The following is a 12,687-nucleotide window of genomic DNA, read 5'->3' as shown; positions in this document are numbered from 1 at the left end:
CGTGGAACACGTTATTATGTTCCACGTGGAACGTTATAATTTTATTCGCTAAGTTCCATCCAACGAATTGTCATTTCTTCCAACTTCTCTTTTAAAGCGGATACTTCATTAGCTGCCGCGATGAGTTCATTGGCATCGGTAAGCATTAACATACGGTCATTTAGGCTGGCTATCATCGCTTCATGCTTCCCGATCTGTTCATCCAACGTATCTAATTCTTTTTGTTCTTTATAGCTAAGCTTATTTTTTACCGGTAATGGTGCTGTTTTTACTTGTATTTCCTTGGGCTTAGCATCTGTCTTGATGTTCTCTTTTTCATACCTATATTCAGAATAATTACCTGAATAAATACGAATATGACCAGCCCCCTCAAAAATGAATAACTGATCAGATAACTTATCCATTAGGTACCTGTCATGCGATACCACTAATAAAACACCTGTGAATTTTTCCAAAAACTCCTCGAGTACATTCAATGTATCGATATCAAGATCATTAGTAGGCTCATCCAGGATTAGAAAATTGGGATTCGTCATTAACACACGCATTAAATGGAGACGTTTTTTTTCCCCGCCACTGAGTTTGCTAACCATTCCGTATTGTTTGGATGGCGGAAATAAGAAATGTGTAAGCAACTGGGAAGCGGAAATGGTTTTTCCATCAGCCATCGGGATATATTCTGCAACGTTCTTTACGATATCTAATACGCGTTCATTCTCTTTAAACGAAAGACCTCCCTGGCTGTAATACCCATAAATAGTAGTTTCACCCTTTATGATTTGACCAGTATCCGGTGAAAATTTTCCTGTGATCAGGTTAAGCAGCGTAGATTTCCCGGAACCATTTCTTCCGGCTATGCCGATACGGTCACCTTTTTTAAATACGTAATTAAAATCGTTTATTATTGTTACACCGTTAAAAGCTTTGTTTACATGTTCCAGCTCCAGGATTTTGTTACCTTGGCGTGCTACCGTAATACTTAGCTCTACCCGTGATTTGTTATTCTGATTCTTCGTCTTGTCCTCCAACTCGTAGAACGCATCTATCCTGGATTTCGATTTGGTACCACGGGCTTGCGGCTGACGACGCATCCACTCCAGCTCCTTCTTTAACAGGTTTGTATTTTTTTGAAGTGCAGTGGCATTTTCTGCCTCACGTTCTGCTTTCTTTTCAAGGAAGTAACTATAGTTGCCGCGGTACACATAGAGTTTCCCAAACTCGAGCTCATAGATCTGAGTACATACATTATCCAGGAAATACCGGTCATGCGTTACCATCAGGATGGTTTTTTTGCCGGTAGTAAGAAAACTTTCCAGCCATTCGATCATTTCGATGTCCAGGTGATTGGTTGGCTCGTCGAGTATGAAAACATCGGGATCATCGATCAGCAACTTGGCCAATGCTAACCGCTTGCGTTGCCCGCCCGATAAGCTGCCAATCAGCTGGTCAGGTTTGTTAATGGATAACCGGTCGAGGATCGTTTTAATGGCATGTTCATATTCCCAGGCATTTTGTTCACTGATCTCGGTGGTTAATTCCTGAAGCAGGTCCTCGTCGGGATGTTCTTGTTCCAATAGCTCTTCGTAACGGCGAATGAGCAGTTGCTGGGTATTATCGGCGCTGTAGATAAAGTCGCCTACTGTTTTCTGGCCGGCAAAATCAGGATCCTGTTCCAGGTAGCCTATTTTAATATCGCGCTCCTGTACTACTTTCCCAAGGACGGGCGCCAACTTACCTGCAAGTATTTTTAACAAAGTAGATTTACCGGCGCCGTTATAGCCTACCAGCGCAAAACGCTGACCCTTTGCCAGCCCAAGAGTCAGGTCTTTAAATAGCCAGGTGTCGTTAAATGAATGTCCGAGTTGCTCGGTAGAAAGGATACTGCTCATGATCTTATAAAATGCAAGGTACCAGGAAACAGAACCCTGCAGGTGTTAAACAAAACGCAAAAATACACAAATATTGTAGTGTAAAGGCTGTAGAACAGGCAGAGCTTGTTTAATATAAAGAAGTATAGGGATGGCTGGTTAAAATGTGCGTAATGCGAGGTACTGATCCTCCTTGCTGGTCATCAGTTTTTTGTCTTTAACTGACTTATCACCATAACCTACCAGGTGTAGGGTTCCATGGATGATCACCCGGTGCAGCTCCTCGCGCTCGGAGACGCCGAACAACGATGCATTTTCGCGGATACGGTCTACACTAATGAATATATCGCCGGCCACCTGGTTTTCAATCCCGCCGTTATCAAACGTGATAATATCTGTATACGTGTTGTGGTCCAGGTATTGCTGGTTGATAGAAAGCAGGTAACTATCTGTACAAAAGATAAAGTTAAGATCGCCTAAGGATTTTCCTTCGGCACGCAGCGTGTCAGTGATCCATGCGCGCAATAACGCTTTGTCTTTAACCGGGTATTTTATCTCCTCCTGGAAAAAATTGATCTTTTGAACCGCCATTAAATCTTAAAGTGAAGCTCTAACTCGTTACCGGGACCGTTGAAAATACATTGGTCTGCAAGCTGCTTAATAATGAAAACTCCACGACCGGTAAGTTTTTCGAGGTTCTCCGGGTCGGTAGGGTCGGGGATATTGTGATAATCAAACCCGGGACCCTCGTCAGCAATGGTAATGATGAGCTTTTTATGTTGTACTTCGAGGTTCATAAAGACCTTTTTATAGGGGTCCTCTTTATTACCGTGGATAACGGCGTTAATTACCGCTTCGCTAAGGCAGGTAAGTATGTTGGCGTAGGTGTCTTCATCAATCGAATACCGATCTTTGATCTTTTCGATGAAGTTTTCCACGGTAACCAGGCTCTCTGACTTAGAAGGAAGCTGAAGAGTATACAAATCCGTATCCGGTAATTGAGCTATCCGTGTTTCTATCATACCTATTTACCTGAATTTAAAGATTTAAAATAATCGCCAACTTTAATTTTATAAAAGGAGTTCAACGATGGCGGAACCGTCTTTAATAATTCTGTTTCGCGTTGTTTAATCTTCTTATATTGCTCAAGCACCAGTTTATAGTTCGGAGCCATATCCTTACCCTCTTTACTTTCGCGCTTATTATCTTCCTCTCTTTCGCGTTCCGCTTTTTCTGCGTCAAGCAGCTTGGTAAGGATTTCCTGTTGCCTGATTAGCGTTTCCTGCTGAATTCTCTTGTTTACGAGATCCGTTTCAGATTGTTCCATCTCTTTGGCCATTTGATCAAGATTTCCCAACCCGTTTTTCCCGTCTTTATTTTGCTCCCGGTTAATTTCCTGCAATGCCTGGCGGATCATTTGCTGCTCCCGGGCCATTCGTGCCAGTTGCTCGCTCATCTGCCCGTTACCCTGGCCCTGTCCTTGTCCGGGACGTTGCCCTGGTTGTTGCCCTGGCTGGCGACCCGGTTGCTGCCCTTCACGCTGCATCTGTTCACGGGCTTTCTGCATGTTTTGATTTAACTGCTGCTGCATTTTGCTTAATTGCGATAAGCTTGGCCGTTTGCTCTTTCCTTTGCCTGGCTTTCCTTTTTGCTGTTTCGCATTTTGCATCTGCTCCTGGGCCTCGCTTAGCATTAATGCCAGGTTGTTAATGGCCGTCATGGCATATTGCTGGGCGCTGCTTGCCTCCGGTGTGCGACGCTCGGCCAGCAGGCTCAATGCCGATTGTATATTCAGGTTAATATCCCTGATCTCTTTATTTACCACCGACTGTATCTGCGGCACTTTCTTGCTTAGCTCATACAGGCTGTCCTGTACCGATTTGAGGTTATCCAGGATGTCTTTCTGCTTTTGAGTTAGGTTAACATAGCTGGGATCGCCAGTACGGGTGTTTTTAAGCGTCTGCATCACTTTTTCCTGGTCGAAGGAAGAGGTCACCAGTTTATCGAGAATTTCGCGCAGGTCCTGCATATTTACCTCGTTTTCCTGTTCTTCCTGCTCTTGTTGCATCTGCTCGAGCTTTTCGGAGAGTTTCTCCATTTCCTCGGCCGCATCTTCCTGGCTTTCCGAAGCTTTCCTCATGTCCTTTTTCTCGAGATTCTTTGAGCTTTGCTGTTGCTGTTGCTGGATCTTTTCCTGCTGGTTTTCTGGATTTTTAAAGTTTCCCTTGTCGCTCAGCTCTTCATTTTTCTTCTCAAGTTCTTTCAACTGCTCTTTAAGGTCCTCAAAAGCCTTATTTAGCTCGTCCTGTTTTTGCTTTTGTTCTTCAGGTGTTAACTTTTTCTGTTCCTGTGCAGCATTTTGCTTTTGTTGATCGGCATTTGGTTGCTTCTGTGCGTCCTGGTTCTGCTGCTTTTGCGCATCGGCCTCTTTTTGCCTCTGCGAGTCAGGTTTTTCCTGGTTTTTATTTTTATCTGCCTGATCCTGAGGATTTTTGCCAGATTCATCCTTATTTTTTGCGGCATCTTTATCTTTCGTGCCGTCTTTATCTTTTGGCGCGGACTGCTCGCTCAGCTTTTTCTGCTCTTTAGCTTGCTCTTTCAGCTGGTCGATGGTTTGGGCCAGTTTCTGATCAAACTCGAGTTGCTTATAAAGCTCCAGGATACGGTCGAGCTCCTTCTGCAGCGATTTATTATCCATCTGCATTTTGGAAAGCTCCTGCTGGGTCATGTTTTTGTTGTTCTGCTCCAGCATACGCTGAATGTTCTTCAACATTTCGCGCGTTTTTTCATCAAGCACGTTATTAAACAGGTCTTCGATCTGCTTTTGTTTCTCCAACAATTCCTTGCTTTGCTCCCGGTTCTGATTTTGCTGGTTGAAGTTATTCTGCTTGTTTTCTTTCTGGATGTTCTTCACCAGGTTTTCCAGCTCTGACTGTTTTTCGAGCAGCTTTTCGATCTGTTTCTTCTCTTCAAACGAAAGCTCCTTTTTGTTCATCAGGTCCTGGTTAATCTTTTTGGCATCCTTTTCAATCTGCGAAGCCTTCCTGATCGCCTGTTCCATCTGGTTTTTCACGGCTTCAGACGATGCTTCGATCGCCTTCTGCATTTCAGCCTCGGTAGGCAGGCGCATGGTTTTTACCGCAGTCCGGCTCGATTTAGGGCCATTTACCCCGTCGTTGTCAAATACCTCGAAATAGTATTCCAGTTGTTCCCCGGGTTTAACCTGGATGTCGCCTGTGTTCCAGGCAAAAAAGAAATTGCTCTGAAGCCCGTTCTTCTGAAAGGGCACAGCCTTTACGTTATTTTTGGTAGTGGCCGAAGGATCTAGTACGCGGTAATTAAAGTTAAGCCGGGAAAAACCGTGGTCGTCGTTTACCTGGCCAACAAAGTAAAGCACCTTGGTATTCACCGAATCCGCCTGCTCATTCATCTCGATAACCGGACTAAGGTCAGGGATCACATCTAATTTGTAAGATACCGAATCAGAATTCGTTACCTCGTTATTCTCCGGAAGGATGAAGTAGTTTCCCGATGTCATGGCACGGTAGCCAAACTTAAACCCATTATTGCCTGACGGCTGAAGGTTTACTATCCTATCACTGATTCCCAGGCGTATAGAGCTGGTATTCTGGGTCTTAAAGGTCCAGTTGATACGGGTACCGGCGGGTACGATCAGGTCGCCGGCATTGCTTACCGTTTCGTTTTGTTTTCCGAGATAAGCGGGATATTCCAGGTACACGTCGGCATTCATCAGCGACGGACGCTTTTTTACGTTCAGGGTATAATCATCCGAGGAAAACTCGCCCGCATGCAGCCTGATGTTCTTGGTTTGCTGTACGTTCTTAAACGTATAAGAAAATTTTACGATCGATTCTTTATCAAGCCTGAAAGTATTCGGACCGTCTTCCACGTAAATATCACGCGGGATCTCGTTGCCGGTTAATTTTACTTCCAGTACGAAATCTTCCCCTTGTACGGCAGAAAGCTTGTCATTCAGGATCACAAAGCTAAAAGGCGCTTTTTTAACGAACTTCTTGTTGTAGGCAAGCAAGCGTTCGGTACTTTCGCTAAAAATAGAGGGAGCGGTAAAGGCAATTACCAGTATCACCAGGAAAGGCACGGCTGCGTATTTAATATATCGCCGGTTTTCTTTCAGCTTTACAGCCGATGCAAATGGTACAGGGCTTAGCTCCGCGATCTTCTGGTCGATCCCTGCCTCGATCAGGCTGCTTCTTGAGGGATTTTCGCCGGCAAGTTTTTTAAGCTGCAGGGTATTCAGCAGTTTGTCCTGCACATTACTGAAGTTTGTACCGATGATGGCAGAAGCCTGGTCGTACGAGAGACTTTTCCCCAGGCGGAAATAGGAGAGCCCCGGGATAACGATCCACCGGGCCAGGATAAAAATATTCAACCCGATAAAGGAGTAGAATAATAATGTTCTTACCAGGGGGCTGAAATTTCCGTAATATTCTGCCAATGTAACAAGAATATAACTCGCGAAAAGCGATGCTGCGAGGTAAATACTACCCCGAACGATCTTATTCAGGTAGTATTTCCGGATGAATTCGTCGATTTTACCAATCAGACGGTCATAATTAGTAGAAACATGCATACCAACCTCCTTTAAAATTCATTAAACTTAACGAAATTTTACGAAAAGTTGTATGTGCGACAATCCCAGTGAGTTAGCCCAGCATACAACCGGCTACCGTGGTATAGGCTGTTTCATCGATCAGGATAGCTCCTCCATTTACACGCAGTTCGCTGTAATTGTCGAAAACAACCGGATCGGCGGTTTTAACCAATACGCGGGCAATATCATTTAACCCGATAGACGATATGTTGGTTTGTTTTTCGAGCGTATTTACATCCAGTTTATAGAGGATTTCCTTTATTACGCAGCGCACCACACGGCTATGGAGCTGCAGCAGGTATTTATTGCCTTCGGCGAGGGGTTTGCTGCCCATCCAGCAGAGCGTGGTCTCAAATTCGCGGGTGGTTACCGGTTGTTTATCATGCGTTACGATCACATCGCCCCGGGCGATGTCGATATCGTCCTTTAAGCGCAGTACGGCACTTTGCGGTGCGAAAGCTTCGGCCACTTCCTCACCGTTGATCTCGATCACGTCGATCTCCGAATAAAGCTCATCCGGCAGTACCACTACCCGGTCGCCTTTTTTATAGGTCCCACTGATGATCTTACCCGCATAGCCCCGATAGTCATGCAGGTCTTCTGATTGCGGCCGGATCACATACTGTACCGGGAAACGCGGTTCGGTAAAATTGATATCTTCTACCACGTTTACATTTTCCAGGAAATCGAGCAGCGTAACCCCGGTATACCACGGCATTTTAGCAGATGCGGTTACGATATTATCGCCGTCCAATGAATTGAGCGGGATGAAAGTTACCTCGCCCAGCCCGAGCTGCCGGGCCATCAGGCTATAGTCGGCCACGATACCGGTAAATACCGTTTCCGAATAATTCACCATGTCCATCTTGTTCACCGCCACCACCACATGCGGGATTTTAAGCAGTGAAGCGATAATGGTATGCCGGCGGGTTTGTTCAGCCACGCCGTTGCGGGCATCTACCAGGATAATGATCAGTTCGGAATTGGACGCGCCCGTAACCATGTTCCGGGTATACTGTATATGTCCCGGTGCGTCTGCAATAATGAACTTTCTTTTCCCGGTAGAGAAATACTTGTAAGCCACATCGATGGTAATTCCCTGTTCGCGCTCCGCCCTCAGCCCGTCGGTAAACAATGCGAGATCGATTTCGCCTTCGCCCTTGTTTTTGCTTTGTTTTTTAATCGCCTGCAATTGGTCGACCTTAATCGAGCCGGTATCGTATAACAGGCGACCGATGAGGGTACTTTTGCCGTCATCAACACTGCCTGCGGTTATAAATCTGAGTAAATCCATTTTTTTAAGTTATCAGCTATCAGCTATCAGCCGTCAGCTCTTGTTAGCACCATAAAGGAGCTGATAGCTGGCGGCTGATAGCTGATTACTCTCAAAAATATCCATTCTTTTTCCTATCCTCCATTGCCGCTTCCGAAACCTGGTCGTCTATACGGGTTTCGCCGCGTTCGCTGATGCTGGTGAGGTTAATTTCCGCCACAATATCGTCGATGGTGGTTGCGGTCGACTCCACCGCCGCGGTGCAGGTCATGTCGCCCACGGTACGATAGCGCACGCGTTTGGTAACGATCACGTCTCCGTCATCTATCCGGATGAACGGCGAAACCGCTACCAGGTGTTCGTTATGCACCAGTACTTCGCGGTCGTGGGAGAAGTAAATTTCAGGAAGGTCGATGCCTTCCCGTTTTATATAATTCCATACGTCGATTTCCACCCAGTTACTTATAGGGAATACGCGTACGTTTTCTCCTTTGTGGATCTTACCGTTGTACAGGTTCCAGAGTTCGGGGCGTTGTTTTTTCGGGTCCCATTGCCCAAACTCATCTCTCACAGAAAATATCCGTTCTTTGGCGCGGGCTTTTTCTTCATCGCGCCGGGCGCCGCCGATACAGGCGTCGAAGCCGAATTCCTCGATGGTGTCGAGCAATGTATAAGCCTGCAGCGCATTCCGTGAAGCAAACTTGCCCACAGGCTCTTTCAGGCCGCGTGCTTTAATGGTATCTTCCACGTAGCGAACGATCAATTTCGCACCGGTTTCGGCCACCAGCCTGTCACGGTATGCAAGTGCTTCGGGAAAGTTATGCCCCGTGTCGATGTGCACCAGCGGGAAAGGGATCTTCCCGGGTTTGAAGGCTTTAAGCGCAAGTTGTACCAGGGTAATGGAGTCTTTACCGCCGGAGAACAGCAAGGCCGGCCGTTCAAACTGACCCGCTACTTCCCGCATAATATGTATAGATTCTGATTCGAGCAGATCTAAGTAATCCAATTTAAAAGGAACCATGTATTTTAACGATCATGAATGTGCGTGTAAACCGCACTCTTTTGTTTCTTTATTTTCCCACCACCAGCGGCCGGCCCTGAAATCCTCACCCGGTCTTACCGCACGTGTGCAGGGTGCGCAGCCGATGCTTACAAAGCCCTTGTCATGCAGGGTATTGTATGGGATGCCGTGTTCGTAAATAAAACTTTTAACTTCTTCTGTGCTCCAGTGGAGGATGGGATGATACTTAATAATGTTGTTTCCCTCATCCCATTCAATCTGGGGCAGGTTTTCCCTTTCGGGAGAATGTTCGGCACGCAAACCGGTGATCCAGAGCTCATTTCCAGCCAGTGCGCGGCGTAACGGTTCTACCTTGCGAATATAGCAGCACGCTTTCCGGTTTTCGAGGCTTTCGTAAAAAGAATTAGGACCGTGAGCGCTTACAAAGCTTTCGGCAGATTTTCCATCGGGGTAATAAGCTTCGATGCGTGTCTGGTATTGCTCGTTGGTGCGGCTCCATACGTAGTTGGTTTCTTCGAACAGGCGACCCGTATCCAGCGTAAAGATTTTCACGGGTAACTTCGCTGCAAGGATCATATGTGCAATCACCTGGTCTTCCCAGCTAAAACTGGTGGAGAATACGATCTTCCCCGAAAACTCATGCGCCAGCACGGCGAGGCATTCATGCGGGGGTAATACCGCCAAGGAGTGCAGCGAGTCGAGCTTTGCATGTAATTGACCGGGTCCGTTATCCACCATTCTTTTAGTCTATAGAAAAGATAGGGTAAAAGTAGGGAAAATGTTGAGATGTTGAAAATTATTTACTATTCAATTGGCGCTACACGCAGGCCCACGTCGCTGATCTCCCGCAACGGGTTATCCCGCATATTTTGTTCGATCACAAAGGTATAAGTGCCCTTTGCGGGGAAGCGGAACGTTTCAGTTAACGGCATCTGGTAGCTATACAGGTTGCCGGATCCGCTTCCAAGCCATTCGCCGTCGGGCCAGGCGAGCTGAAATTCCTTTCGTTGTTTATAGGGAGTCAAGCCCGGCCCGGTAAGGCTTAACACGATAAAAATGTTCGAGTATTTATAGTCGGAGGTATGCCTGAGATTAAACGAAACCTGGTAATTTTTTGACGCATCTGTGATGGTCACCGGTACCGTTATCTTATTAATATAGCTCCAATTACGGTTGCTGATCGGTTTGTTGGTGTCGACCAGTGCACTATCGGTACAAGAAGCGGCCTGTAGCAAAAAAGCCAGCAGGCCGGCCAGGTGCAGCATTCGCCGGTTACGCATTACTCGGTTGGTGGTTTCTGTCGGTTATTATTTTTATTTCTGCGGTTATTGCGGTTGCGATTGTTACTTCCGCCTTGCCGTTCAGGGCCGTTCGGATCGCGGGGTGCCTGTGCTCCCGGTTGTTGTTCTGGTGGCCGCGGTTGTTGTTGCTGGCGCTGCTGCTGCGGCCTGTTTTGTTGCGGTGGCTTATTCTGTTGCTGCTGGCGCGGCGGCATTTCAGACACACCGGCTCCCGGTTGCTTTTCAGGCTGCCCGCCGGGACGGTTATTACCTTGCCCGGCCTTATTTTTATTGCGGCTCTTATTCCTGTTCTTGTTGCGGTTTTTCTCGTCGAGTCGGGTAAGGCTGTCCTGCCCAACCACGTTTTCGTAGTCCAGTACTTTGGCAACAACAGGTGTATTTATTTCGGCCGCTTCTTCCTTCAGGTCGTCGGGTTTTACGCCTTCCTTGTTCATTTGCTGGATCTCTTTTACACGTTTTATCTTCAGCGGGATCCAGTTTTCGTCGTTCGGGTAGCTAAACCACATCAGTTTTTTAAAGATGTCGGTTTTCTGCAGCCTGGCGGTCCCGATGTTTGTTTCCAGCCGGTCTACATTATCGGGAATGTCTTTGAGGGCATCCATATAGGTATCCAGCTCGTAGTTCAGGCAGCACTTCAGTTTCCCGCACTGGCCGGCGAGCTTAAGCGTATTCAGCGACAGGTTCTGATAGCGCGCGGCAGAAGTAGATACCGTTTTAAAATCGGTGAGCCATGTGGAGCAGCAAAGCTCACGCCCGCAGGAGCCGATCCCGCCGAGGCGGCTTGCTTCCTGCCGCATGCCGATCTGCCGCATTTCTATCCGGATACGGAAGTTTTCTGCCATTTTTTTGATCAGCTCACGAAAGTCGACCCGTCCTTCTGCCGTATAGTAGAAAGTAGCTTTCGTTTTGTCGCCCTGGTAATCCACATCGCTTAACTTCATCGAAAGACCCAGCTCAAGCGCCAGTTTGCGGGCACGGTGCATGGTTTCCCATTCAGCATCTTTTGCGGCTTTCCATTTATCTACGTCGGCCGGGCTGGCACGGCGATAGATCTTTTTGGTAACATCCTCCAGTTTCAGGTGCTTTTTGCGGATCTGCATGCGTACCAGTTCGCCCGTAAGGGAAATATGGCCGATATCATAGCCGCCCGTAGTGGTTTCTACTACCACCAACTCACCCTGTTCCAGGTAAATATGTTCGTGGTTGATGTAAAAATCCTTGCGCGAGCCCTTAAATTTAACTTCAACGACGTTAAAAGCTTTATAATTGGATGGCATGTCCATATCCGACAGCCAATCATATACATCGAGTTTACTGCAGCCATTAGTAAGGCACGAGCCGTTACTTTTGCAGCCTGCAGGCGTACATCCGCCTGTTGAACAACTTCCGCATCCCATAATTCAGGTTATATATTGAGTCCCTTTCGGGAGCGTGTTAAACTTTAAAATTTTAACAAAAAGTAAAGATACATCTAAAAACAGAATTTTCGGGTTCGCATTTCGCTCAACGTGATAATGCGACCGTTCCATTTCAACGATCAGCGCCTCGGCCTTGGCGAGGTTAATGGCATTACTCAGCCTGGTAACAAACTCCAGCTCTTCTGAAGTAAGGTGCACAAGGCTGTTTGCTCCAGAGAGGATCATGATGCTTTCGCGGATCAGCTTGATGCCATACCGCAGCAGGCCTTTCTGGTTTTCGCGGCCAAGCTTAGCGATCACATCTACGTGGTCTATTACCTGCGCAACCTGGTTCGACACGCATAAGCGCAGCCACTTTATAAAAAGATCGAAGTTATTGTTCACCTCTTCGTTCAGCTGCCGCAAAGCCGCCTGGTAGTTTCCCTCGCTCAGGTAGGCGATCCGCGCGGCACGGTTTTCGTCTGCGTGGTGCCGGTTCACCAGCGTCTCGCGGATCACACGGTCTTCCAGCCGGTTAATCTTCACCAGCTGCGTGCGCGACAGGATGGTATTCAATATCTGGTCGCTGTTTTGCGCCACCAGCAGGAACAACGTTTTTTGTGCCGGCTCTTCAATTACCTTCAGCAGCGTATTGCCTTCTTTATCGAGGTATTCCGGCAACCACATGATCAGCACCTTATATTCCGACTCGAAGGGCTTGAGGCTCAGTTTATGAATGATCTGGTGACATTCTGCGATATTGATGTTCGCCTGCTTATTTTCGGCGTCGAACTGGTTGCGCCAGTCATCAATGCCCAGGTAAGGGTTCTCCAAAAAAACGTTTCGCCATTCGGCGAGAAAAGTAATGGCGGTATCATCTTTGTGCCTCGCAAAAAAAGGATACGAAAAATGAAGGTCCGGGTGGATCAGCTTCAGGTATTTCCGGCATGAGCCGCATTCGCCGCAGCTATCGTTCTCCCCTTTGCTCTCACAGCAAATATATTGCGCATACGCTACCGCGAGCGGCAAACTACCGCTTCCCTCCGGACCAAGGAACAACTGGGCATGACTTACCCGGTTCTCCTTCACCGTTTGGATAAGGTGTTTCTTAGTTTCCTCCTGTCCAATGATCTCACGAAACTGCATAGCCGCAAAATAGGGAAAAAAAGTTATCAGTGGCCAGTGAACAGTTAT

10 protein-coding genes are annotated in these 12,687 nt (G+C 47.1%); all 10 read right to left on the bottom strand.

Features of this window, described 5'->3' with window-relative positions; all coding sequences use genetic code 11:
- Positions 1-41: 41 nt before the first annotated feature.
- Positions 42-1,889 carry an ABC-F family ATP-binding cassette domain-containing protein gene (locus tag GS398_RS05350; RefSeq protein ID WP_160905669.1) on the bottom strand — a complete coding sequence of 616 codons (1,848 nt, stop codon included), beginning with the start codon at positions 1,887-1,889 and terminating at the stop codon, positions 42-44.
- Between the two features lie 138 nt (positions 1,890-2,027).
- Positions 2,028-2,459, bottom strand: coding sequence for an rRNA maturation RNase YbeY (ybeY, locus tag GS398_RS05345; RefSeq protein WP_160905668.1), 432 nt, complete (start codon positions 2,457-2,459; stop codon positions 2,028-2,030).
- Positions 2,459-2,890 (bottom strand): ATP-binding protein, encoded by a 432-nt coding sequence (locus GS398_RS05340; protein WP_160905667.1) that lies wholly within the window; start codon positions 2,888-2,890, stop codon positions 2,459-2,461. Before GS398_RS05340 ends, ybeY begins: the two co-directional genes overlap by 1 nt.
- A 2-nt stretch (positions 2,891-2,892) precedes the next feature.
- Positions 2,893-6,480 (bottom strand): DUF4175 family protein, encoded by a 3,588-nt coding sequence (locus GS398_RS05335; RefSeq protein WP_160905666.1) that lies wholly within the window; start codon positions 6,478-6,480, stop codon positions 2,893-2,895.
- Positions 6,481-6,553: 73 nt separating this feature from the next.
- On the bottom strand, positions 6,554-7,795 hold the full coding sequence (locus GS398_RS05330) for a sulfate adenylyltransferase subunit 1 (protein WP_160905665.1): 1,242 nt from the start codon (positions 7,793-7,795) through the stop codon (positions 6,554-6,556).
- Positions 7,796-7,886: 91 nt separating this feature from the next.
- The gene (gene cysD, locus GS398_RS05325) at positions 7,887-8,780 is read right to left on the bottom strand and encodes a sulfate adenylyltransferase subunit CysD (RefSeq protein ID WP_439649212.1); all 894 of its coding nucleotides are present in this window, start codon (positions 8,778-8,780) and stop codon (positions 7,887-7,889) included.
- A 27-nt stretch (positions 8,781-8,807) separates the two neighbouring features.
- Positions 8,808-9,533: a phosphoadenylyl-sulfate reductase gene (locus tag GS398_RS05320; RefSeq protein WP_160905663.1), complete on the bottom strand. Its 726-nt coding sequence runs from the start codon at positions 9,531-9,533 to the stop codon at positions 8,808-8,810.
- A 65-nt stretch (positions 9,534-9,598) separates the two neighbouring features.
- A complete protein-coding gene (locus tag GS398_RS05315) occupies positions 9,599-10,075 on the bottom strand; it encodes a gliding motility lipoprotein GldH (protein WP_237488087.1) in 477 nt (158 codons plus the stop codon).
- The gene (locus GS398_RS05310; protein ID WP_160905662.1) at positions 10,075-11,493 is read right to left on the bottom strand and encodes a PSP1 domain-containing protein; all 1,419 of its coding nucleotides are present in this window, start codon (positions 11,491-11,493) and stop codon (positions 10,075-10,077) included. The genes GS398_RS05315 and GS398_RS05310 overlap by 1 nt, the downstream gene beginning before the upstream one ends.
- A gap of 3 nt (positions 11,494-11,496) precedes the next feature.
- Positions 11,497-12,639 carry a DNA polymerase III subunit gene (locus GS398_RS05305; protein WP_160905661.1) on the bottom strand — a complete coding sequence of 381 codons (1,143 nt, stop codon included), beginning with the start codon at positions 12,637-12,639 and terminating at the stop codon, positions 11,497-11,499.
- Positions 12,640-12,687 lie beyond the last annotated feature (48 nt).

This window comes from Hufsiella ginkgonis (assembly GCF_009834915.1).
Lineage (GTDB): Bacteria > Bacteroidota > Bacteroidia > Sphingobacteriales > Sphingobacteriaceae > Hufsiella > Hufsiella ginkgonis.
The sequence above is the reverse complement of the archived record's forward strand: the minus strand, read 5'-3'. Positions and strand labels throughout refer to the sequence as shown.

Bases quoted from the DNA above. Each gene is read 5' to 3' on its own strand.
- GS398_RS05350 (WP_160905669.1), bottom strand. From the start codon at position 1,889: ATGAGCAGTATCCTTTCTACCGAGCAACTCGGACATTCATTTAACGAC.
- ybeY (WP_160905668.1), bottom strand. From the start codon at position 2,459: ATGGCGGTTCAAAAGATCAATTTTTTCCAGGAGGAGATAAAATACCCG.
- GS398_RS05340 (WP_160905667.1), bottom strand. From the start codon at position 2,890: ATGATAGAAACACGGATAGCTCAATTACCGGATACGGATTTGTATACT.
- GS398_RS05335 (WP_160905666.1), bottom strand. From the start codon at position 6,480: ATGCATGTTTCTACTAATTATGACCGTCTGATTGGTAAAATCGACGAA.
- GS398_RS05330 (WP_160905665.1), bottom strand. From the start codon at position 7,795: ATGGATTTACTCAGATTTATAACCGCAGGCAGTGTTGATGACGGCAAA.
- GS398_RS05320 (WP_160905663.1), bottom strand. From the start codon at position 9,533: ATGGTGGATAACGGACCCGGTCAATTACATGCAAAGCTCGACTCGCTG.
- GS398_RS05315 (WP_237488087.1), bottom strand. From the start codon at position 10,075: ATGCGTAACCGGCGAATGCTGCACCTGGCCGGCCTGCTGGCTTTTTTG.
- GS398_RS05310 (WP_160905662.1), bottom strand. From the start codon at position 11,493: ATGGGATGCGGAAGTTGTTCAACAGGCGGATGTACGCCTGCAGGCTGC.
- GS398_RS05305 (WP_160905661.1), bottom strand. From the start codon at position 12,639: ATGCAGTTTCGTGAGATCATTGGACAGGAGGAAACTAAGAAACACCTT.